Genomic DNA, 21,441 nt, shown 5'->3' with positions numbered 1-21,441 from the left:
TGAACGTAGCGGGTGACGTCTGCGAGCTCTGTGCGCGGGCCGGTCACGCTGCCCTCGTCGTAGTTGTTCCACCGGAACCGGAGGACACTCGTGCCGTACTTGAGGTGGACTCGGCCGTAATCGATCCAGGCGTCGGGGCCGTCGTACTCGTAGATGCGTTGCCACCCTATGTCGAGATAGTGTTCGAGGAGCTCGTTGAAGCACGGGGTGGGGATGTCGTTCACCTCGGGCATGCCGAAGATGCGTTCTCGCACACCGGATATGTGTGCATAGATCATGGTGCCGATCACCGGTTCTGCTCCTCTCGAGATCGTTACACCGGACGTAGATGCTCCCGCCTGGGCGCTGGCTCTCCCTCCGCCTACGATCGCATCCGGCTCGAACGGCACTATTCTGCCGCGACCCGGGCGTTCGGAACCGCCCATACGACCATCCGGTAGGTGTGCCAGCAGCCGAGTCGAGCGTGATCAAGTGGTTCCCCGGTATCCGCGAGGCCATCAGTCTCACGGGAGTTGCGACCAAATCTCGGTCCAACCATGGATCTCCGATGCTTCGGGATCGCTGCTGTCACCAAGGCTTCGAAGCACGTTGAGGTCGTTCTTGATCTGCCGGAGCTCGAGGATCCGTTCTGTCGGTAGGTCTTGCCAGTGCACGGAGTCAGTAGCCGCACGCGCGAGTTGGTCGCGGTGGCGGGCGAGGAACCATTGGTAGATGGAGGCGGTATCGAGAATTGGATCGCCGTTGTCGGGGCCGAACAAGTTGATCATTGCCACACGCAGGTGCATGGCGCTTCGGATCTGGCTGTGTCGGTAGGAGTTGTCGTCGGTGTTCTCGGCGATGAGCTGTCGGACGGCGATGGCGATACGTGCCCAGTCGAGAGCGGCATCGTCGGTCGACCCGATCGCCTGTTGGCCGGCGACTTCAGCGAGTCCGAGCCAGTTCGATTCCGGGAACGAGGCCCTCTGTGCTCGCAGCCAGTCGTGGACGTCTTCGGGAGGCAGCAGAGCAAGCTGATTCAGCAGTTGCTGCCACTGCCCGTCCGGCATGTCCGCCACCACGTTCAGCGAGGTCATCACGTTGTCGCGGTCTGTCAGATAGCGATGGTAGATGGGGTGCGGATTGTCTGTCTTGTACAAGATTTCGCGCACGGTGGCCCGCTCGGCGGTGGTGATGGGGACCTGTTGTTTGACCAGGGCTGCGGCCAGTGCGTCTGCTACTAGTTCGTATTCGCCAGCCTGGTACAGCTTGTCGAAGTAGATCATCGGGTCGTCATCGTCGCGGTGTGCACGGTGGATGATCAGCCTGCCTCGCAGGTCGCTCAAGAGCGTGCCGAGCTTGGATGTCCACCATTGCGACATCTCGAGCATCTGGGCGTGGTATTCCTCGTCTCGGTCCATTCTCCGCCTCCGCTGTGGCCAAGATCGGCATTCTGCTACCCGTGCGGCTGGCCGCAGGTTCTACCAGTCGTAGACGATGTTGCACGACGGCCGTGTCGGTATGTTCACCGGCCTCGGCCAGATGAAGGGGAACGTGCCGCGGTCGCGTACGCACTCTTCTGGCTCATCCCGCGGCGATCGGATCAGGCAACGTTGTGCGGTGGAAGATCAACCGGCCGTATCGAGCGATCCACCACGCCCTCCCTCCGACCAGAAGTCCGACGGACAGCGAACACACTCTTCTGCCGCGTTCAGGGCGGACTGCGGGCCGACGAAGGTCAACGGGCAGAGAGCATGTCGGCCTACGGACGGCGCAGGTCGCCAGTACGCTGCCGATCGTGGTTGCAGATTGGTACGCGGGATTATCAGGCCTGGAAGTTGAGCAGGTATGGGTCTGGAGCGGCTGGGTGCGCATCGTGCTGTTCGACCCAGTCCCGCGCGCTGCAGGCGATCCCTACGTGGATCTCAACGATTTCCAATTCACCGACGCCGAGGGCAATGAATGGGATGTCCGAATCGGGGACGACCCCCGCACGGCAGGCCCAGTCCTGGGTTTGTTGCGATGCCGAGTAGCAACTGCACAGACGAAGGATGAAGTATTGACTCTCGTCTTCGACAACGGTGCACGCATCGTGGGGGACCTTCCCCTGTGATCGCGGACGAGAGACTTGTCAGACCGTCGGAAGGAACGCACTCTCTTGCCGCTGACCGCTCGATTCAGGGCGGCGGCACCTCGTTCCGGGTGAAGGATGCGGCGAGGCGCTCGCACAGCACAGCCAGCCCGGCCTCATCGACACGTGGCCCACCGCTCCAGGAAGCGAACCAGCTCACGGTGTCGGGAGTACCTGCCGGCCGGACGAAGACATGCTGATGGAAGTGCGCGACGCTGCGGCCCGTAATCGCAGAGAACACGTAATCAGGGGACAGCTCGGTACGCAGCGCGTAGGCCGCGCGGCGCACCGCCCACCCGATCGCAGCACCCTCGGCATCGGTCAAATCAGCCAAAGTCGCTGCGTGACGGACGGTTTCGACGAAAAGGTAGCCAGGCATCGGCACCCCCTCGGAGAGTGGACGGTGCGTCACCACCACCAGATCATCGGAGTAAACCACCGGGCCGACCAAGCGGCCCACGCCACGATGCTTTTCGCAAATCAGACATTCGTTCCCCACCGCGCGACAGTACCGATAAACGCACTGCATTGCCGCATATGGCGCGGTTCGAAACGGCCACCGCCGACCGCTGAGCAGATCCTCCCTGCCCAGCTGGCCTATGCTGTACCCGGTTCTGGCGAGCCGTCGTCGTAGAAGGCGTCCGGCACGGGCGTGAGGTGTAGGGCCTGCCGGACTGTTCCGAGGTACGTCTCGAAGGCGCGGCGAGCTGGGACGCGAGCAAGCGCCCACCGTTCGGCAGTGAACCTTGTTGTGGCCGCATCGGTATGAAGCGTGGTTAACTCGCGCCCCAGAGCTGCCGCGGCTGTGATGGTGGCCGGTGCTCCGTGAATCCAGATGGCGGTGGCGGCGTCGTGCCATCGGTGGTTTCCGGTCGTGATAATGGTCCGCACGGTGATGGCGTAATCGGGGTCGGTCGGGTCGGCGAAGGCGATGGTCTGGATGTCGTCGTAGCTGGCGCGAAATGCTTCTGACAATCCCTGGTAGGCGGCCATCGTCTGGTCGCGCCGCCAGCGTGCGGTTTCGGCTCGCCCATCCCATAACCGGCCCAAAGCAACGCCAAGCAGCGCCGCGACCGCCGCGATAGCCGCTGTCCCCATGTGATGCCTCCCCCCCGGATGCGGCCATGATCCACCAGCCGACCGCTTCAGAATATCTCCGGCCTAGCATTTGAACCGAGTTCTGTTGGCATCAGCGAGATTTGGTGCTGGCGGCGAGTGTATGGAGGCGTCGAGCCGACACGGATAGACGTCCTGAAATGCCGCGACCCGAGTGTTCGAAACCGGACCACAGGGCAGGCTGGAAGATACGCGCTCGCGCCTAATGTCGTCTACGCGGGAGCCGCCGTATCCAAACCTTCAATCCCGTGCGCTTCGGTGCACAGCCATATCCGGGCGAGCGAGCAGGCATGTCCGTCTCCTCGGTGCGTCGCCTCTATCTACTCGCCGCCTCCCGCTGAGTCCTCCAAGCCGACAGCCTCCCAAAGCCGGACTGATGGGCCGGGTAGGTTGTGCCCCATGATCGGGGCTGTGGTGTTCGATGTCGGGGAGACGCTTGTCGACGAGACGCGCGAGTACGGGACCTGGGCGGATTGGCTTGGAGTGCCACGGCATACGTTCGTGTCGGTGTTCGGTGCGGTGATCGCCAGCGGCCGGGACTACCGCGAGACTTTCCAGATCTTCCAACCCGGTTTCGATCTTGCCGAGCAGCGTGAGGCGCGAGCACTGGCCGGTCAGCCGGAGACCTATGGCGAGGAGGACCTGTATCCCGACGTCCGGCCGGCACTCTCGCAGTTGCGGGCGATGAATGTGTGGGTCGGGATCGTCGGCAACCAGACTGCCCGATCCGGCAAGATCCTGCGGAGTCTGGAGCTGCCCACCGATTTCATTGCGACCTCCGATGATTGGGGTGTCGAAAAGCCCTCGACCGCGTTCTTCGAGAAGGTGGTCGAAGTCGCGCCGTGCGCAGCGGATGAGATCGTCTACGTCGGTGACCGGATCGAGAACGACATCGCGCCCGCGAAGGCTGTGGGTATGCGCACGGCCTTCATCCAGCGCGGTCCATGGGGGTGGATCCAGCGTGACAACCCGGAGGTCACGGAGCTGTCGGACTGGAAGATCCGAGACCTCACCGAGTTGCCGAAAATCGTTGTCGCGGAGAATGGTTAGGTTGCCAGCGATCTGATCATGGTGTGCCAGTTGTAGAGCTGGCCGTCGAGTTCGCGCACGCTGGGAAGTGCATCCCATTCTCGAAGCGACCGACGCACAGCCTTCACACGATCCATCGCGGTCGCGTACCAGTGCTCTCCGAGCAGCCCGAGTGCATCGTTCAGGTACACACAAGCCTGCTCAGGATCGCGCTCCAGCACGGCTGCCGCAGCGAGATCGGCAAGGAAGACGGCCCGTTGCTTGATCGCTTCGACGGACAGATCGGCAAGCGCCCGTTCCAGGGTTTCCCGCGCCGCCGTACCGTCACCGGCGGCGAGTTGCGTGTTGCCCTTGAAACCGGCCAACCGGGTCGGCGAGAACCAGTCCAGCCATGGCGGACTGACGTTGTGGTCCAAGGCATATCGACCGTATTCCTGCTCCGCGTGCTCGATCAGCCGCAGAGCCGCGGCCACGTCGCCGAAGCGGGTTTCCACCTCTGCCTCGACCGCATCGATCCACGCGAGCATCTCGGCACCGGCATTGCCGCGCACCGCGAACGTCCGTGCGCCGCGGATCTTGTCGCGCGCTTCCTCGGCCCGCTCCGGGTCGCCGGAGAATGCCGGAGCAAAAGCCATGTGCGCCAGTATCGCGGCACCGAGTAGCGGGTCATCGGCCTGGCCGGCCGCTTGCAGCGCGAGGCCGAAACTCGGACCGGCCAGATCGGGTTGCTGGAGGTCGAAGAACTCCAGCCGACCCGCGAGCAGACCGGACTCCGCGACCGCCCGCGCCATGAGGGTTTTCGCCGCACCCGGGATCTGCGGCAGGAGATCCCATCCCAGCGCGGCGTGCTCGGCGACCAAACGCTGCAGGCGTGCCGCTGGCACCGACCAGTACATGCGGCGATGGGCCGCGGTCGCGGACATGAAATCCGATGCCACGGACTGCGGTAGCACCCCGTCCGCAGCACCAGAGTGCCGAGACGCCCACGATTCCCGATTCCCGCCCGCCTGCGGACGCGGCGGCTGATCGCTACCGGCCCTGCGTGCGGAGCCGAACCCGAGCTCGGAAATCGGTCGGCCGAAGAGGCTTTCCAACGCCATGATGTGCTCGGCCTGAGGCCATGGCGGTTCGGCCGACTCCCAACGCCGGACAGTCCTCTTGTTGATCGCGATCCTGAGACCGATCTCGCGCGCGGTCTTGTTCAGTGCTTCCGCCAGCGCCTCCTGGGAGCGGTAGCCGAGGCTGAGCCGCGCGGCGCGAAGGGAATTCGCCGAGGACGTCATAGCACCGAGGCTACGCCCGAAGGCGGTCTGATGGCCTCGATAGGACGAAAAATGGCCGCACGATGTCCTATCGAATGGCCAGTTTTGGGACATCGATAGGTGGGATCGTGGAGTCGGCGGACTTCCGCTGATCGAACAACCGAAGGAGTGTCATGGCGCTCACCGAGCAGGAGGCGAAGGTACTCGGAATCCTGGCGAATTCCGATGTGACAGCGCCGTTTACGGTCCGCGGGTTGAGCGTGGCTACCGGGCTACCGGAGTCATCGATCCGGCGGGCGTTGTTGCGCTTGGTGCGTACCGGTCTCGCGGCGGTGACGCCGCAGAGCCCCGCACGATGGCAGTCGACCGACCGCGGTCGTCTTGCGATGTGTCGGCCGAGGTATCGCGAATACGTCGGGGGACCACGATGATGCGAGCCGTCGGCTTCATCCTGCGCCCGGCGTCCGGCCAGGACATTCGACAGCTCGAACACGAAATGGAGCAAGCGGCAGCCCAACTTGGCTTTACCTGGATGGCAACGTTTTTCGCGGACTTCGAGTCGGAAGGCAACTACGTGCGGATGGTCAACCGGATTCTCCGGGAGGGCGTCGATGCGCTGTTCCTACCCGGTGTCGGCCATTTGAGCAGCCAAGACATCGAGGTACTGGCCACTCACTGCGATGTCTACTTGGTCGCGGAGATCGCCGAGCGGCGCACCAACGAACGTCCATTGGACGAATCCCCTCGATGAGGTGGCTCAATGGGTCTGTGGGCGTGGTGGTTTGCCCGCGGGTCATTCGTCCTTCGGCTGCGAGGCTGCTCCGTTTCAGAATTCGACAGTGCTCCACGTGATGTCGAGGGTGCCGCGGCCGAAGCGGGTGAGGTCGGCGGTGATGAGATCGCGCAGGCGGACCAGGTCGGCGGGGTTGGGGGCCTCGATGTGCAGGGTCAGGGTGTCGTCGGTGGCGGTGAGCGTGCAGGTTCCGGCCGGGGCGAAGCGGACTGTCGTGTGGGTGTCGGTGCCTTCGATGCTGAGGTGGAAATCGGTGGGGGAGTGCTGCTTTCCGGCATGGGCACGGAGTCGGTGGATGCGTGGTGATGCCATGGCCTCGGCGTGCTTGCGGAATTGCCGGACATAGCGCGCGGGGCGGTCGGTGCTGATGTGGGACTCCAGGGCGGGCATGGCGGTCAGCGTCGGGTGAGGACGGCGAGCCAGGCCTCGACCGTGGTGGGGCCGGGAGCGTTGATGTCGAGGGTGGCGGGGTCGAGGGAGTCGAGGTGCCAGTCGGCGGTGGGGAAGGCGGATTCGATGTCGGTGCGGGACAGGCGGTGTGGGCCCCAGGTGCCGGGCTGGCGGTCGCTGAAGCCGAGCAGGTAGTAGCGGCGGCCGGGGTTGAGGATGGTGGTCAGGCCCGTGACCAGGGCGGTGCGGTCTTCGCCGTCGAAGAGGTGGAACAGGCCGCAGTCCAGGACGGTGTCGAAGGTCTCGCCGAGGCCGGCCAGGTCGAGGGCGTTGTGGCGGGTGAAGGTCGCTTTCAGGCCGCGTTCGGCGGCCTTGTGGCGGGCGGTGTCGAGGGCCTGCGCGGATTGGTCGATGCCGGTGGCGTCGAGGCCCAGGCTCGCGGCGAGCAGCGCGTGTTCGCCTGTGCCGCAACCGAGATCGAGAACCCGGCCGTGCAGTGCGCCGGATTCGGCGATGGCGGTGAAGGCGGTCTGGGGGCGGTCGATATCCCAGGGCGGCTTGGTCGCGTAGAGGGTGTCGGGTGCGTCGGGGTCGTGGTACTCGGGGTGCGGGTGCATGCTTCGAATTTATCGAGACAGAGTGTCTATGGTCAAGCATCTGTGTCTATATGGTGGTCATTCTGTATGGTTGCTTTGTGCCGAAGCTGTGGAACGAGACCATCGACGCCCATCGCATGCAGGTCCGCGATGCGATCCTGGATGCCGCGGCGGCGCTGGCCTTCGAGCAGGGGCTGCGTGGGGTGACCATGTCGCAGGTGGCCGAGCGGGCGGGGATCGGGCGGGCGACGCTGTACAAGTACTTCCCGGACGTCGAGACGATCCTGCGGACCTGGCACGCGCGGCGCATCGACGCGCATCTCGGCGAGCTGGTCAAGGTGCGCGACGGTCAGGGCGGTGCGGGTGGCCGATTGGATGCCGTGCTCGCCGCCTACGCCCATATCGCCCACCAAACCGGCAGCCACGACCGGGAATTGGTGACCTTCCTGCACCCCGACGAGCAGATCGTCAACGCGCGCAACCAGCTTCGTGATCTCATCCGGCAGCTGATCGAGGAGGGTGCGGCCGCGGGTGAACTCCGCTCCGATGTCCCGCCGGAGGAGCTGGCCGCCTACTGCTTGCACGCGCTGTCGGCGGCGGCGGACGCCAGCTCCGAGGCCGCGGTCGGTCGGCTGGTCGCGGTGGCCGCGTCGGGTTTGCGCGCCGGGTAACCCGCGTGTGCCCGCCGGGAAACTGCACGGGCGACCAGTTTTCCGGGTTGCCGTGCGAGCCGGACCGGATTACCGCACACTGGGCTCCACGCAAACGCCGTGTGAGGGCGGCGTTTTCACTTGGGAGCACCTATGAACGCAACCCAGCCCACATCCGGTGATGATGAACGGCGGCTCGCCGAACTCGGTTACAAACAGGAATTGGCGCGGTCCTGGTCCGGATTCTCCAATTTCGCCATCAGTTTCACGATTGTCTCGATTCTGACCGGTGGGTTGGCGAGTTACGGCATCGGCCTGCAGAACGGCGGGCCGATCACCATGGCGTGGGGCTGGCCGCTGGTCTCGCTCATGGTGTTGTTCGTCGGGCTGGCCATGGCCGAATTGGCCTCTGCGTACCCGACTTCCGGCGGCCTGTACTGGTGGGCGTCGGAGCTGGGCGGACCGGTGTGGGGGTGGTTCACCGGCTGGTTCAACCTGATCGGGCAGATCGCGGTGACCGCCGCCATCGATTACGGCGCGGCGATTTTCACGACCGCGGTGCTCAATGTGATCGGGTGGGATATCGGCACCGATCGCACGGCCATCTTCCTGGTGTTCGCCGGAATCATCGTGTTGCACGCGATTTTGAACGCCATCGGCCCGCATCTGTCGGCGGTCATCAACAATGTGTCGGCCTGGTGGCATGTCGGCGGTGTGGCGCTGTTCGTGCTGATCCTCGGTTTCGGCGCGGATCACCATCAGAGCATCGGGTTCGTGTTCACCAAGACCGTGGACAACAGCGCGGTCGGGTTCGGCGGGGTGGCGTTCAGCTTCCTGCTCGGATTGCTGCACGCGCAGTACACGTTCACCGGGTACGACGCCTCGGCGCATATGTCGGAGGAGACCCACGACGCCTCGAGGATGGCGGCGAAGGGGATCATCAATACGATCATCGTGTCGGCGGTCGCGGGCTATCTGCTGATTCTGGCGGTGACGTTCGCGATTCCGAATCTGGACGACTCGCTGGATCCGACGAAGAACAGCGGCTATCCGGTCATCTACATCCTGCAGAATTCGCTGAGCTCGTTCTGGTCCGGATTCCTGCTGATCATCGCCGCGGTGGCCCAATTGTTCTGCGGCTACGCCTCGGTCACCGCGGCCTCGCGAATGCTGTTCGCCTTCTCCCGCGACGGCGCGGTGCCCGGCTCGAAGCTGTGGTCGGCGCTGTCGGCGCGGAAGGTGCCGGTGAACGCGGTGCTGTTCGTGTCGGTGTTCGCGTTCATTCTGCTGATTCCGTCGATGCTGGTGCCGGCCGCCAACGCACCGACCGCGTACGCCGCGGCGACCTCGGTGGCCACCATCGGGCTGTACATCGCCTACGGCCTTCCGGTACTGCTGCGCTTGCGGCACGGGAACCGATTCCAAACCGGGCCTTGGCAATTGGGGCGCTGGTATCTGCCGGTCGGTGTGATCGCGCTGATCTGGATCGTGATCATCAGCGTCCTGTTCATCCTGCCCACCGATGACCACGGCTATCCCTGGGTGGACGGATTCACTTGGAACTCGGTGAATTACGCGCCCATCACCCTGGTCGGTGTGGTCGGCGCGATCGCCATCTGGTGGTTCGCCTCGGCACGCCGCTGGTTCACCGGGCCGAAGCGCACCGTGGAGGAACCGCCGGGGACCGAAGCCCCCGTCGGCGCCTGAGGTACTACAGCGGGGTCACGTACGCGCCGGAAATGCCGCCGTCGACCAGGAATTGCGAGGCGGTGATGAAGGAGGAGTCGTCGCTGGCGAGAAATGCTACGGCGGCGGCGATTTCCTCCGGTTCGGCGAAGCGGCCGGTGGGGATGTGCACCAGGCGGCGGGCGGCGCGCTCGGGATCCTTGGCGAACAATTCCTGCAGCAGGGGAGTGTTGACCGGTCCGGGGCACAGGGCATTGACGCGAATGCCCTGGCGCGCGAACTGAACTCCGAGTTCCCGGCTCATGGACAGCACGCCGCCCTTGGAGGCGGTGTAGGAGATCTGCGAGGTGGCCGCGCCCATGACCGCGACGAAGGACGCGGTATTGATGACCGAGCCCTTGCCGCGCTCGAGCATGTGCTCGATGGCGTATTTGCTGCACAGGTAGACCGAGGTCAGATTGACGTCCTGGACCCGCTTCCACGCCTCGAGGCCGGTGGTGAGGATCGAATCGTCGTCCGGCGGTGAGATTCCCGCATTGTTGAAGGCGATGTCGAGGCCGCCGTAGGTGTCCACTGCGGTCTGGAACATGGCCTTGACCTGTTCCTCGTCGGTGACGTCGACCTTCACGTAGAGGCCGCCGACCTCGGCCGCGGCCGCCTCGCCGCTGGTGGCGTCGATATCGGCGACCACGACCTTCGCGCCCTCCTGGGCGAAGCGCCGCACGGTGGCCAGCCCGATGCCGCTGCCGCCGCCGGTGACCACCGCTACTCGATCCTGTAAGCGCTGCAACGTTTCTCCTTCTCTCGGATGGGGGTCTCTACTCGGTGGCGAGGAAGACGTTCTTGGTTTCGGTGAAGGCGCGCGCGGCGTCCGGGCCGAGTTCGCGACCCAGGCCGGACTGTTTGAAGCCGCCGAACGGGGTCCAATACCGCACGGAGGAATGCGAATTCACCGAGAGGTTCCCGGCCTCGACGCCGCGGGCCACGCGCAGGGCGCGGCCGACATCGGAGGTCCAGATCGAGCCCGACAGGCCGTATTCGGTGTCATTGGCCAGGCGCAGGGCATCGGCCTCGTCGTCGAAGGGGGTGACGGTCACGACCGGGCCGAAGATCTCCTCGGTGAGGACGCGGTCCTCGGGGCCGGACGGGAGGACAACCGTTGGGGGGAACCAGAATCCGGGGCCGTCGGGGCGGGTGCCGGTGAAGGCGACCTTGGTCGAGGGCTCCAGGAAGGCGGCGACGCGGTCGCGGTGGGCGGCGGAGATGAGCGGGCCCATCTCGGTATCGGCATTGGAGGGATCGCCCACCACGACGCCCTGCACGGCGGGTTCGAGGAGTTCGAGGAAGCGGTCGAAGATGCTGCGCTGCACCAGGATTCGGGAGCGCGCGCAGCAGTCCTGACCGGCATTGTCGAAGACGCCGTAGGGTGCGGTGGCGGCGGCGCGCTCGATATCGGCGTCGGCGAACACGATATTGGCGCTCTTGCCGCCCAATTCGAGGGTCACGCGCTTCACCTGGTCGGCGCAGCCGATCATGATCTGCTTGCCGACCTCGGTGGAACCGGTGAAGACCACCTTGCGCACGGCGGGATGGGTGACGAAGCGCTGGCCGACGACCGAGCCCTTGCCCGGAATCACCTGGAAGACATGCTCTGGCAGACCGGCTTCCAGGGCGAGCTCGCCGAGGCGGATCGCGGTCAGGGGCGTGAGTTCGGCCGGTTTGAGCACCACCGTGTTGCCCGCCGCCAGCGCGGGGCCGAAGCCCCACGCCGCGATCGGCATGGGGAAGTTCCACGGCACGATGATGCCGACCACGCCCAGCGGCTCGCAGAAGGTGATGTCCACGCCGCCCTGCACCGGAATCTGATTGCCCAGCAGGCGTTCCGGCATGCCCGCGCTGTAGTGCAGCACATCGCGGACGTTCCCGGCCTCCCAGCGGGCATTGCCGATGGTGTGCCCGGCATTGCTCACCTCGAGCCGGGCCAGCTGCTCGATCTCGGCGTCGACGGCCTCGGCGAAGCGGCGCAGCAGGCGCGCGCGATCGCCGGGGGCGACGGCGCGCCAGCCCTCGAAGGCCCGCTGGGCGCGGGCGATGGCGGCGTCGGTTACGGCCTGGTCGGCCAATTCGATGGTGGCCACCACTGTTTCGGTGGCCGGATTGACCACCTCGGTCGTCGTCACGGGTTGCGCTCCTTTCCGTATATGGCGGCCTGCTCGACCAGGGCCCGCATGAGGCGGGCGTCGGTCGCGTTCTCCTCGGGATGCCACTGCACGCCCAATAGGAAGGGGCCGTCGCGGGTTTCGGCCGCTTCGATGGTGCCGTCGGGGGCGTGGGCGGTGGCGGTGAGGGCGGGGGCCAGGGTGTCGATGGCCTGATGGTGGTGGCAGTGCGCCTTCACCTCGGGGCCGACGATGGCGGCGACCCGGCTGCCGGGGGTCGTCGAGACCGTGGTGATGGTGAATGTGCCGGGCTCGCGGTTGTGTTCGGTGTGGCCGAGGACGTCGGGCAGGTGTTGGTGCAGGGTGCCACCGAGGGCCACGTTCACCAGTTGCAGGCCGCGGCAGATGGCCAGCACCGGCAGATGCGCGGCGCGGGCCAGTTCGAACAGGCCGAATTCGGATTCGTCGCGGTCGGTGCGCGGTTTTCCGGTGGCGGGGTGCGGATCCGCGTTGTAGCGAGCCGGGTCGAGGTCGGCGCCGCCGGTCAGCACCAGGCCGTCGAGGCGTTCGACGAGTTCGGGGCGCGGGGTTCCGCTGGGCGGCAACAGGACCGGGATGCCGCCGGCGCGCTCGGTCAGGTCGATGTAGGTGCGGGCCAGGACCGCGGCCTCGACGTCCCAGACGCCGAAGCGGGTGCGTTCGGAGTAGGTGGGCAGGCCGATGACGGGCTTGCGTCCGGTGTCAGAGTCGTTCGAAGCCACGCATCCGCTCCCAGTCCGTGACGGCCGCATCGTAGGCATCGATCTCGACCTGCGCGGCATTGCGGTAGTGGCGCACCACCTCCGGGCCGAACGCCTTCTGTGCGATCTTGCTCTCGCCGAAGAGCTGGGCGGCCTCGCGCAGGGTGCGCGGGACGCGGGGGCGGTGGGAGCGGTAGGCGTTGCCGTGGAATTCCGGCTCCAGGGGCAGGTGCTGGTCGATGCCGTGCAGTCCGGCGGCGATGGCGGCGGCGACGGCCAGGTACGGGTTGACGTCGCCGCCGGGGATGCGGTTCTCGAAGCGCAGGGACGGGCCGTGGCCGACGGTGCGCAGGGCGCAGGTGCGGTTGTCGCGGCCCCAGGCCAGGGCGGTGGGTGCGAAGCTGCCCGCCTGGAAACGCTTGTAGGAGTTGATGTTCGGGGCCAGGAAGTAGGTGAGTTCGCGCAGGCAGTCCAGCTGGCCGGCCAGGAAGTGGCGCATCAGGGCGGAGGGGCCGTCGCCGTCGGCGAAGACCGGCTCGCCCGCGTCATTGCGCAGGCTCAGGTGGATGTGGCAGGAATTGCCTTCCCGCTCATTGTATTTCGCCATGAAGGTGATGCTGCGGCCCTCCTGGGCGGCGATCTCCTTGGCCCCGGTCTTGTAGATGCTGTGATTGTCGCAGGTGACCAGGGCCTCGTCGTAGCGGAAGGCGATCTCGTGCTGGCCGGGATTGCATTCGCCCTTCGCGGACTCGACATACATTCCGGCGCCGGACATTTCGGTGCGGATGCGGCGCAGCAGCGGCTCGATGCGGCCGGTGCCGAGCATGGAGTAGTCGACGTTGTACTGGTTGGCCGGGGTCAGGTCGCGATAGCCGCTTGTGAAGGCGGCCTCGTAGGTGTCGTCGAAGACCAGGAATTCCAGCTCGGTGCCGACGTAGGCGTGTAAACCGTGCTCGGCCAGGCGATCCAGCTGCGCTCGCAGCACCTGCCTGGGGGAGGCGGCGACCGGCTGACCCGGCATGCCGTGCTCGGTCACCTGCTCCACATCGCAGAGCACCAGCGCGGTGCCCGGCCACCACGGCACCAGTCGCAGCGTGCTCAGATCCGGCCGCAGCACGAAGTCGCCGTACCCGGTCTCCCACGACGACATCTCATAGCCCTCGACCGTGGTCATCTCCACATCGACGGCCAGCAGATAGTTACACGCCTCGGTCGCCTGATCGAGCACCTCGTCCACGAAATACCGTGCCGAACAACGCTTCCCCTGTAACCGGCCCTGCATATCCGTCATCGCCACCAGCACGGTGTCCAGCTGCCCCGCCTCCACCAGCCGCACCAGCTCCGCCGTGCTCAACATCCCGGCCCGCATCTCGACCCCTCTCGACGTCAACGTGCCCACGCTAGGCGACCCCACCCCTCACGCGTGCCCGAATTGCCGAGGAGATCCCCGTATGATTCGCAGCGATCGTGTTCGCAGCAGCTTTTCTGGGGGTCGGGGTTGTCGCACCTGCTCATACCTGCCGTGTTCCTTCTCATGGCCGGTGCGGCCGCACTGCCCCTGAGCGCCAAGGCCGCCCGAATCGGGCTGCGCTTCCTCCGCCACGGCGTCGTCGTCCCCGGTGAGATCGTCGACGTCGAGCGGACCACCAAGAAGGTGATGGACGAGGGCGTGCAGACCATCGTGGAAAGCTCCGCCCCCGTGGTCGCCTACCGCACCGCCGACGGCCGCGACTTGCGCGAGTCGGCGATCGTCGCGGTCACCCGGACGATGGCCACCCGCCGGCACGGCGAATTCGTCCCCGTCTCCCAGCGCGGCCAATACCAGGGCCGTTCCTGGGAACCCGGCGAAACCGTGCGGATCCGCTACCTCCCCGACGAACCGGAGCGCTTCCGCATCGAGGGCAAACCCGCAGCCCTCCTCCTCTGGTTCATCCCAATGTCGCTCTGCGCCCTGTTCTTCCTGATCGCGCTGACCCTCATCCTCGTCGCACTCCTCTGACGGCAACGCGAAAGCGGCCGCGCCCCAAGACTATGAGCGTCGGCACGCTTCGAAGGTGGAGATCTCGTGTCGAAGTGCCCGTGCCGTCGTTGCCACCGGATTTGGGGGCTACGTGAAATGTTGGCGTTTGAATACTTTTCGAGGCCAGCGAGACGGAAGCGCGCGGGCTGTGGAGCGCGTCGCGAGTTCATACCGGAGGTTTCCCATGCGTCGTACTGCGCGACTGGCAATGATCGGAGCAGTCGCGGCCGCGGCTCTCACCGTCGGCGCCACTCCCGCTACCGCCGATACCGGTTCTGTCGGCTCCGGATCGTCGGCATCGGGATCCGCTGCGACGGCGGGCAAGGCGCTCAGCGACCTGGCGATGTGGCTCGGGTATGTGACCGGCTCCCGGCAGCCGACGCCGTGCATGGCGCCGGTCGGCCTCTGCCCTTGACAGAGTCTGAGAAAGTCGGCACATGAAGATCGGTGTCGCACTTCCGCAGATGGCTTCCGGGTATGGGCCGGGTACGACGGTCGAGTGGGCTCGGCGGGTTGATGCGGGGCCGTTTTCGAGTGTTTCGGCGGGGGAGCGGGTGACGTTCTCGAATCCGGAGATGGTTGCGACGTTGGGGGCTTGTGCGGCGGTGACGGAGCGGGTGCAGGTCTTGGCGAATCTGTTCGTACTGCCGCAGCATTCGACAGCGATGGTCGCGCAGCAGATCGGTACTCTCGACCAGCTCTCGAACGGCCGCCTCGAGGTGGCGGTCGGGGTCGGCGGTCGCGAGCATGACTACCGCGCGCTCGGTGCTGATTTCAAGGGACGTCACCAGCAGCTCGATGACAAAGTGGCCGAGCTGAAGTCATTGCTCGCAGGGAAGCCGCCGTTCGACGGGGCGGATCCGGTTGGGCCGGAGTGTGTGCAGCCGGGCGGGCCGATCATTCTCGCGGGCGCGATGGGGCCGAAGGCGATGCGCCGGGCGGCGCGGTGGGCCGACGGCATTTCCGGGTTCAGCATTGCGGGCGATGCCGAGGAGATTGCCAAGGTGGGTGCGCTCGCCGATCGGTGTTGGGCCGAGGCCGGTCGTGCGACGAGCCCACGGAAGGTCAGTGGCTGCTTCACTGCCCTGGGCGTTGCCGATGCGTCAGAAGTGTTGCGGTCCTTCGTCGCTCGCTATCTCGGCTTCCTCGGGCCGAAGCTGGCCGAGCGGATCGCCGCCTCGGCTCGGGCGTCGAGTCCCGAGGTGCTCGCCGACATTCTCGACGGCGCGGAGCGGGCCGGGTGCGATGAGTTCATTCTGGTTCCGGCCGTCACCGACCTGACATTCCTCGAGGTGGCGGCGGAGGTGGTGGCCGCACGCTCTTGACGCCACCGGAGTGGAACGGGTTCTATTCCTGGGGTGACTCTGCGCGTGATCCAGTGGGCCACCGGCGGACTCGGTCAGGCCGCGATCGGCCAGATCCAGCTGCACCCGGAGCTCGAACTCGTCGGGTGCTGGGTGCATTCGAAGGCCAAGGTCGGTCGGGACGCGGGTGAGCTCGCCGGGATCGGCCCGATCGGTGTCCTCGCCACCGACAGCCTCGACGAGATCCTCGCGATCGACGCCGACTGCGTCCTGTACTCGCCCCTCATGCCGAATCCGCAAGAGGTGGCGGCGATTCTGCGTTCGGGCAAGAACGTCGTCACTCCGCTGGGCTGGTTCTGGCCGACGGCGGAGGAGAAGCAGCGGATGGCGGCGCCCGCCCTCGAAGGCGGAGTGACGTTGCACGGCACCGGAATCGACCCGGGCGGCGCCACCGAGCAGCAGCCGCTGTTCTTCACGGGGCTGTCCAGCGCGATCACGTTCGTGCGCGGTGAGGAGTACTCCGACATCCGCACCTACAACGCCCCCGACGTCGTGCGCCACATCATGGGTTTCGGCCAGTCGCCCGAACAGGCCATGAACGGTCCGATGCTGGCGTTGCTGGACAACGGGTTCGATCAGTCGGTGCGAATGTGCCTGGACACACTGGGATTCGCCGACGCCGAGATCCGCAGCAGCCGGGAGGTGGCGGTCGCGACCGCACCGATCGATTCGCCGATCGGCAAGATCCAGCCCGGGCAGGTCGCCGCCCAGCGGTTCGCCTGGGAGGCGTTCGTCGGCGACACCAAGGTCGTCAGGGTCGCGGTCAACTGGCTGATGGGTGAGGAAAACCTCGACCCGCCTTGGAAGTACGGTGACGGCGGCGTCCGGTTCGAGGTGGAGGTGAAGGGCGACCCGGACTGCTTCGTGACGATCCACGGCTGGCATCCGGTCAGTGTGGCCGCCGGTCTCGAGCGCAACCCCGGCATTGTGGTGACCGCGGCCCACTGCGTGAACTCGATCCCGTATGTGTGTGCCGCCGAACCAGGTGTGCTGACCTTCGTCGACATGCCCGTGGTCACCGGCCGAGCCCACCCGGACCTGGCACGCTGATCCCACACCCGCAGGCCGAGGTCCATCGCACGGGGGAGTGGTAGAGACTTCTCGCATGAGTCTTGCCGCACACCTGGAGCAGCTCGGCCGCCCACTGGTCGAGGAACAACTGGCGCACCCGACCGTGGCGGGCATCGCGAAAGGCGACCTCCCCGAGCCGGTCTTCCGCTCCTGGCTGGAACAGGACTACCTGTTCCTGCTCGACTACGTCCGCGTCTTCTCCCGCCTGGCCTGGCAGGCCCCCGCCGAACAGCTTGGCGACCTGGTCGACCTCGCCCACGCCACCTTCCACGACGAACTCTCCCTGCACCGCTCCCTGTCCGCCGAGTTCGGCGCCGACCTCGACAACGCCGTCAAAGGCAAACCCTGCACCGAATACACCGCGTTTCTTCTGAATTCGGCCGCCAACTACGCCGACGGCCTGGCCGCCCTCTACCCCTGCATGTGGGGCTACTCGACCCTCGGCACCATCCTCGCCCAATCCCCGCCCGCCGACCCCCGCTACCAACGCTGGATCGATACCTACGCCGACCTCGCCTTCGCCGCCCTGACCGCCCGCTGCGCCCAAATGCTCGACGAAGCCGGCGGCGACAACGCCGAAGAGCTGTTCCTCACCGGCATGCGCCACGAACTCGCCTTCTGGGACGTGCCCCTCACCCGCGAGTGATGACCCGGCGGCTGTGAAGCGTTCTCCCCATTGATCTTTCCGAGGCGGCCACAGAACTGGGGGCGCTGCGACGGCTGCGCCGCGACGCCGATTGCGGGCAAGATCAGCGTTATGCGCTCCACCGTGCCCACCCTCGTGCTGCTGATGGCGGCCGTCCTCCTGACCGGATGCGGCTATTTCGATCGAGGACGCGCCCAGGCCGAGCATGACAGCTGGTCACGCAAGATCGAGACGGCCATCCGGGCCCTTCCGGGGGTGACCGACGCGTCACACCGCTTCGATCACTACAAGGGCAGACACTTCACCGCCGAACTCGACGTGCGGCTGCGAGACGACGCCACCGGGGCCGAAGCCGCATCCGTGGTGAATGTCATGGGCGCGCAACAGCTTCCGCGCCGCTTCCATGGCGATCCGATAACGGTCACCATCAACCGGATGACGGTCTACGATCCGCCCTTGGAAGGCCGCACCCTCGGCGTCACCGTATTTCCTCCCTTGGGTTTCACCCCCGCCGAAACCACACAACTCGCCGACCTGCACCTCCCCCACCTGGCAGCCTCCGGCACCGTCGTCGACTACACGATCCACACCCCCAACGGCCCCTCCTACTACAACGACGGCCCCTTGTTCGAGGTCGTGGTAGGCGGCTGCCAGACCCCCGGGCACAACGTCCTACCCGAGTCGCAGCCCTACGTCCGTCAATACGAACATTGCTGACCGGCATGCGTCCCGAGGCTTTGATCGTTCAGCGGGTGCTCGTACTGGGGTGGTACGACGGCCCTCTCGAAGGTTTCATCGATCTGTCCCACCCGAAATCATCGTGGTATTTCCAACTCCTGGGCGAACGGCTCGAACCTGACGATGCCGATTCCCGGCTCTACCTGCTGTCGAAGGTGGCCGCCGGGGTGATCGATCGGATAGCCGAGCTGACCGGAGAAACGCTTTCCGACACGGGGCAGGTCTGGGTGCCGTCCTGGCGGTTCAGCGATCCGGCCCGCCGCCGAACCGCGGATGATGTCGTCGAGAAAGCTATCGCGGAAGCGAAGCCGGGCACCCTTGTCGTGCATGCGAAAGACCTGACCAGCGTGACCGACTTCTGGTTCACGACCACTCCGCTTCGGTTGCCCCGAAGGCCCTGATGGCAGGCTTGCGGCTATCGTTCGGATATGACCGAATTGGAAGGGATTGCGGATAATTCGCGTGGTCCGGCGGTGTATCTGATTACCGGGATTCAGGCGGCGGGGAAGTCGAGTGTGGCTCAGGCGCTGGCGGAGCGGTTGCCGAAGTCGGCGCATGTGCGGGGAGACGTGTTCCGGCGGTTTGTGGTGGGTGGGCGCGAGGAGATGTCGCCGGAGCCCAGCGAGGAAGCGGTGGCGCAGTTGAAGTTGCGGCATCGGCTGGCGGCGCAGGCGGCGGATGGGTATGTGGGGGAAGGGTTTACGGCTGTGGTGCAGGATGTGGTGCTCGGGGAGATGTTGCCGTACCTGATCGAGCAGATTCGGACCGATCCGTTGTATGTGGTGGTGCTCGCGCCGAAGCCGGAGGCGGTGGAGCGGCGGGAGGCCGGGCGCGCCAAGAATGCGTACGGCACCTTCACTGTGGCGGATCTGGATACCGGGTTGCGGGAAACCACACCGCGACTGGGCCTTTGGCTCGACAGCTCGGATCTGACGGTCGAGCAGACCGTGGATGAGATTCTCGCGCAGGCGAAGCCGATCGTTCGCTGACAGACCGCGCATGCCCGGGCCGAGAATCCGGCCCGGGCGGGCACTGATCCGAATCAGGAGCAGGCGGGGGAGGTCTGGTTGCCCAGGGAGAGCATGTTGCAGATCCAGTCCTTCTGGACCTTCCACTTGCCGTCCTCGGCGACGAAGGGGACCACGGCCTTCTGCGGCGCGCCGCCGCTGACGGAGACGTCGGCATCGGCGGTGATGGTGCCGTTGCCCAGGTCGGTGACGTTGGTGACGGTCACGGTGGCGCCGCTCTGCTTGTAGAAGTCGGCGAAGCGGGTGGGCAGGGTCGGGTCGGCCGAGACGCCCTGGAGAGCGTCGAGCTTCTGCTCGTTGGGGACGCTCGGGTCGGTGACCTTCTGCAGCTCCGCATTGAGGTCCGCCGCGGTCGGGACGGGCGGGTAGTTGGACTGGGCGGCGACGGCTTTCGAGGTGGTGGTCTTGGCCGGCTTGGTGCCCGGCTTGTCCCCGCTGCCACACGCGGACACCCCCAGCGCGGTCACGACCGCCAGCGTGGCGATCGCGATGCGCCCGAACTTCTGATGCTTCTTCACGATCGGCGACGCTACTGGTCCGGCGCCCGGAAGTCAGCGCCGGTACCCGACCGGACGGTTATTCGACCGGGATCCTCACAGAAGCCACACCAAGTTCTCAGAGTTGAGCGCCGGTGTCGCGGGTCGGGTGTGTCGCGTGTCACAGGTCATCGGCGTCACGGAAAACGGTCGGCCGGCACCTCATGGGCGTCACTCGAGAACGAAGGAGAACACAATGGAAGCCCGACTGGACCTGATGGCCAACGAATTCGGCGTCAAGGTCGCCAAGCGGTTCGCCAATATCGGCATGCTGCTCACGCAGTCGAGCCTGCCGCGCTCCACCCAGGAGCTGGTGAGCCTGCGCGCCAGCCAGATCAACGGGTGCGGATGGTGCGTGGACATGCACACCAAGGACATGGCCGCCGCCGGTGAAACCGCGCTGCGGGTGAATCTGGTTGCCGCCTGGCGGGAATCGACCGTCTACACCGAGGCCGAACAGGCCGCGCTGGCCTTCACCGAGGAGGGCACCCGCCTGGCCGACGCCCACGAGGGCGTCTCCGACGAGACCTGGGCGCGGGTGCGCAAGCATTACGACGACGACCAGATCGCCGCGCTGGTCGCGCAGGTCGCCATGATCAACGCGGCCAACCGGATGGCGGTGATCCTGCATCAGAAGGGCGGCTCCTACGAGCCCGGCATGTTCGCGGCGGTTACCGGCCAAACCGGTTAAGCGCTCAGGCGGGGTAAGTAGTCAGGCCGGTTAAGCGGTCAGGCCGGGTAAGTGGTCAGGCCAGTTAAGCGGTCAGTTCACGACCCAGGCGGGTAGCGGCTCCCGCGCGGCCAGCCAGGCCTCCGGGATACCGCGCCGGTCGCCCCGGGTACCGATTCCGGTGTGCGCCGCCACGATTCCGCCGACGATCGCGGCTGTGGTGTCGGCGTCACCACCCGCCTCGACGCAGGCGGTGATCGCGGCGGGATAGTCGGTCAGAAAGGTCGCGGCCGCCCACAGCGTGAACGGCACCGTGTCCTGGGCGCTGACCTGGGAGCCATTGCCGAGTTCGTAAGCGGCCTCGGCGACCGTCCGGCCCAGCAGCTCGCGGGCCCGGCCGATACCGGCCGACGTGCGGCCGTCGATCAAATAGGGCTCCACGGCTCGCAGCAATTCCTCTGGCGCGCAGCCTTTTCCACGGCCCGCGGCGGCCTGGGCGGCGGCCACGGCGACCGCCATCGCCCCGACGATCGCCTCCGGATGTCGGTGCGTCACCTCCGCAGTGAGCGCCGCCTGCGCCGCCGCCCGATCCGGCTGCCCCGCGAAATACGCCCCGAGCGGTGCGACCCGCATGGCCGCGCCATTGCCCCACGAGCCGACGCCATCGAACCCGCCGCCCGCAACCCCGGCACGCGCGGGTGCACGGGAACTGCCAGCGCGGGTGCGCGGAGTTGTCTGTGCCTGCTGGAAGACTCGGGTCCATGAGATGGGCGGTCGCGGAGACGGGTGAGGGCGGGGCACGGGTCTGTCCGCTGGGGCCGATGGGCGGCCTGCCGGACC

27 protein-coding genes are annotated in these 21,441 nt (G+C 66.4%); 14 read left to right on the top strand and 13 right to left on the bottom strand.

Translation table 11 applies throughout. From position 1 onward, the window contains the following. The coding region (locus ON43_RS40440; protein ID WP_040816214.1) for a hypothetical protein at positions 1-290 on the bottom strand (290 nt) is incomplete at its 3' end. A 213-nt stretch (positions 291-503) separates the two neighbouring features. Beyond that, positions 504-1,397 carry a hypothetical protein gene (locus ON43_RS40435; RefSeq protein ID WP_040816213.1) on the bottom strand — a complete coding sequence of 298 codons (894 nt, stop codon included), beginning with the start codon at positions 1,395-1,397 and terminating at the stop codon, positions 504-506. A 377-nt stretch (positions 1,398-1,774) separates the two neighbouring features. Between ON43_RS40435 and ON43_RS45375 the strand changes: the two genes are divergently transcribed. After that, positions 1,775-2,089, top strand: coding sequence for a hypothetical protein (locus ON43_RS45375; RefSeq protein WP_157514429.1), 315 nt, complete (start codon positions 1,775-1,777; stop codon positions 2,087-2,089). 64 nt (positions 2,090-2,153) lie between these two features. Here the strand turns inward: ON43_RS45375 and ON43_RS40430 are convergent, their stop codons facing one another. Beyond that, positions 2,154-2,567 (bottom strand): HIT family protein, encoded by a 414-nt coding sequence (locus tag ON43_RS40430; RefSeq protein WP_218003518.1) that lies wholly within the window; start codon positions 2,565-2,567, stop codon positions 2,154-2,156. A gap of 137 nt (positions 2,568-2,704) precedes the next feature. Next, the gene (locus ON43_RS40425) at positions 2,705-3,205 is read right to left on the bottom strand and encodes a hypothetical protein (protein ID WP_040816211.1); all 501 of its coding nucleotides are present in this window, start codon (positions 3,203-3,205) and stop codon (positions 2,705-2,707) included. A gap of 417 nt (positions 3,206-3,622) precedes the next feature. On the opposite strand from ON43_RS40425, the gene ON43_RS40420 reads away from it, so the two are divergent. Next, positions 3,623-4,273 carry an HAD family hydrolase gene (locus ON43_RS40420; RefSeq protein ID WP_040816210.1) on the top strand — a complete coding sequence of 217 codons (651 nt, stop codon included), beginning with the start codon at positions 3,623-3,625 and terminating at the stop codon, positions 4,271-4,273. Here ON43_RS40420 and ON43_RS40415 read toward each other — a convergent pair. Then, positions 4,270-5,535, bottom strand: a complete 1,266-nt coding sequence (locus ON43_RS40415; protein WP_040816207.1) for a helix-turn-helix domain-containing protein — start codon at positions 5,533-5,535, stop codon at positions 4,270-4,272. The genes ON43_RS40420 and ON43_RS40415 overlap by 4 nt on opposite strands. 152 nt (positions 5,536-5,687) lie before the next feature. Here ON43_RS40415 and ON43_RS47290 point away from each other — a divergent pair, with 152 nt between their 5' ends. Together ON43_RS47290 and ON43_RS40410 are read left to right on the top strand one after the other, a co-directional pair. Next, positions 5,688-5,945, top strand: coding sequence for a helix-turn-helix domain-containing protein (locus ON43_RS47290; RefSeq protein WP_157514428.1), 258 nt, complete (start codon positions 5,688-5,690; stop codon positions 5,943-5,945). Continuing rightward, positions 5,942-6,265, top strand: a complete 324-nt coding sequence (locus ON43_RS40410) for a hypothetical protein (protein WP_040816205.1) — start codon at positions 5,942-5,944, stop codon at positions 6,263-6,265. Before ON43_RS47290 ends, ON43_RS40410 begins: the two co-directional genes overlap by 4 nt. A 75-nt stretch (positions 6,266-6,340) precedes the next feature. On the opposite strand, the gene ON43_RS40405 is transcribed toward ON43_RS40410, so the two are convergent. Together ON43_RS40405 and ON43_RS40400 are read right to left on the bottom strand one after the other, a co-directional pair. Continuing rightward, entirely contained in the window at positions 6,341-6,697 is a 357-nt protein-coding gene (locus tag ON43_RS40405; RefSeq protein WP_040816203.1) for a DUF2218 domain-containing protein, read from the bottom strand. A 5-nt stretch (positions 6,698-6,702) separates the two neighbouring features. Beyond that, positions 6,703-7,314, bottom strand: a complete 612-nt coding sequence (locus tag ON43_RS40400) for a class I SAM-dependent methyltransferase (RefSeq protein WP_040816201.1) — start codon at positions 7,312-7,314, stop codon at positions 6,703-6,705. 77 nt (positions 7,315-7,391) lie between these two features. On the opposite strand from ON43_RS40400, the gene ON43_RS40395 reads away from it, so the two are divergent. After that, entirely contained in the window at positions 7,392-7,964 is a 573-nt protein-coding gene (locus tag ON43_RS40395) for a TetR/AcrR family transcriptional regulator (protein WP_040816245.1), read from the top strand. Between the two features lie 132 nt (positions 7,965-8,096). Continuing rightward, positions 8,097-9,650, top strand: a complete 1,554-nt coding sequence (locus tag ON43_RS40390) for an amino acid permease (RefSeq protein WP_040816199.1) — start codon at positions 8,097-8,099, stop codon at positions 9,648-9,650. Positions 9,651-9,654: 4 nt separating this feature from the next. On the opposite strand, the gene ON43_RS40385 is transcribed toward ON43_RS40390, so the two are convergent. The 4 genes from ON43_RS40385 to ON43_RS40370 are packed head-to-tail and all read right to left on the bottom strand — an operon-like array spanning position 9,655 to position 13,897. Next, a complete protein-coding gene (locus ON43_RS40385; protein ID WP_040816198.1) occupies positions 9,655-10,419 on the bottom strand; it encodes a 3-oxoacyl-ACP reductase in 765 nt (254 codons plus the stop codon). Between the two features lie 28 nt (positions 10,420-10,447). Further along, the gene (locus ON43_RS40380; RefSeq protein WP_040816197.1) at positions 10,448-11,809 is read right to left on the bottom strand and encodes an aldehyde dehydrogenase family protein; all 1,362 of its coding nucleotides are present in this window, start codon (positions 11,807-11,809) and stop codon (positions 10,448-10,450) included. Beyond that, positions 11,806-12,549, bottom strand: a complete 744-nt coding sequence (locus ON43_RS40375) for a gamma-glutamyl-gamma-aminobutyrate hydrolase family protein (protein WP_040816196.1) — start codon at positions 12,547-12,549, stop codon at positions 11,806-11,808. Before ON43_RS40375 ends, ON43_RS40380 begins: the two co-directional genes overlap by 4 nt. Next, positions 12,530-13,897: a glutamine synthetase family protein gene (locus tag ON43_RS40370; protein WP_040816194.1), complete on the bottom strand. Its 1,368-nt coding sequence runs from the start codon at positions 13,895-13,897 to the stop codon at positions 12,530-12,532. Before ON43_RS40370 ends, ON43_RS40375 begins: the two co-directional genes overlap by 20 nt. Before the next feature lie 153 nt (positions 13,898-14,050). On the opposite strand from ON43_RS40370, the gene ON43_RS40365 reads away from it, so the two are divergent. The 7 genes from ON43_RS40365 to ON43_RS40330 all read left to right on the top strand — a co-directional run bounded on the left by ON43_RS40365 (position 14,051) and on the right by ON43_RS40330 (position 19,356). Beyond that, entirely contained in the window at positions 14,051-14,527 is a 477-nt protein-coding gene (locus tag ON43_RS40365; RefSeq protein ID WP_157514427.1) for a DUF3592 domain-containing protein, read from the top strand. Positions 14,528-14,985: 458 nt separating this feature from the next. After that, positions 14,986-15,873 (top strand): LLM class flavin-dependent oxidoreductase, encoded by an 888-nt coding sequence (locus ON43_RS40355; protein ID WP_040816187.1) that lies wholly within the window; start codon positions 14,986-14,988, stop codon positions 15,871-15,873. A gap of 33 nt (positions 15,874-15,906) precedes the next feature. Continuing rightward, positions 15,907-16,962 carry an NAD(P)H-dependent amine dehydrogenase family protein gene (locus ON43_RS40350; protein WP_040816185.1) on the top strand — a complete coding sequence of 352 codons (1,056 nt, stop codon included), beginning with the start codon at positions 15,907-15,909 and terminating at the stop codon, positions 16,960-16,962. A 55-nt stretch (positions 16,963-17,017) separates the two neighbouring features. Next, positions 17,018-17,629, top strand: a complete 612-nt coding sequence (locus ON43_RS40345; protein ID WP_040816183.1) for a TenA family protein — start codon at positions 17,018-17,020, stop codon at positions 17,627-17,629. A gap of 111 nt (positions 17,630-17,740) precedes the next feature. Beyond that, a complete protein-coding gene (locus ON43_RS40340) occupies positions 17,741-18,346 on the top strand; it encodes a hypothetical protein (RefSeq protein ID WP_040816182.1) in 606 nt (201 codons plus the stop codon). A 35-nt stretch (positions 18,347-18,381) separates the two neighbouring features. After that, positions 18,382-18,768 carry a hypothetical protein gene (locus ON43_RS40335; RefSeq protein WP_157514426.1) on the top strand — a complete coding sequence of 129 codons (387 nt, stop codon included), beginning with the start codon at positions 18,382-18,384 and terminating at the stop codon, positions 18,766-18,768. A 27-nt stretch (positions 18,769-18,795) separates the two neighbouring features. Continuing rightward, the gene (locus tag ON43_RS40330; protein WP_051180125.1) at positions 18,796-19,356 is read left to right on the top strand and encodes an AAA family ATPase; all 561 of its coding nucleotides are present in this window, start codon (positions 18,796-18,798) and stop codon (positions 19,354-19,356) included. A 53-nt stretch (positions 19,357-19,409) separates the two neighbouring features. Here the strand turns inward: ON43_RS40330 and ON43_RS40325 are convergent, their stop codons facing one another. Beyond that, a complete protein-coding gene (locus ON43_RS40325; protein WP_051180123.1) occupies positions 19,410-19,913 on the bottom strand; it encodes a WKL family lipoprotein in 504 nt (167 codons plus the stop codon). 214 nt (positions 19,914-20,127) lie between these two features. On the opposite strand from ON43_RS40325, the gene ON43_RS40320 reads away from it, so the two are divergent. Beyond that, the gene (locus ON43_RS40320; RefSeq protein WP_040816179.1) at positions 20,128-20,622 is read left to right on the top strand and encodes a carboxymuconolactone decarboxylase family protein; all 495 of its coding nucleotides are present in this window, start codon (positions 20,128-20,130) and stop codon (positions 20,620-20,622) included. Between the two features lie 72 nt (positions 20,623-20,694). Here the strand turns inward: ON43_RS40320 and ON43_RS40315 are convergent, their stop codons facing one another. Beyond that, positions 20,695-21,402, bottom strand: a complete 708-nt coding sequence (locus ON43_RS40315) for an ADP-ribosylglycohydrolase family protein (RefSeq protein ID WP_245569062.1) — start codon at positions 21,400-21,402, stop codon at positions 20,695-20,697. Between the last annotated feature and the right edge of the window lie 39 nt (positions 21,403-21,441).

Origin of the sequence: Nocardia concava NBRC 100430 (genome assembly GCF_000308815.1) — a bacterium.
GTDB classification, from domain to species: domain Bacteria; phylum Actinomycetota; class Actinomycetes; order Mycobacteriales; family Mycobacteriaceae; genus Nocardia; species Nocardia concava.
Note: the sequence above shows the minus strand (reverse complement) of the source record. Positions and strands in the feature narration are given on the sequence as shown.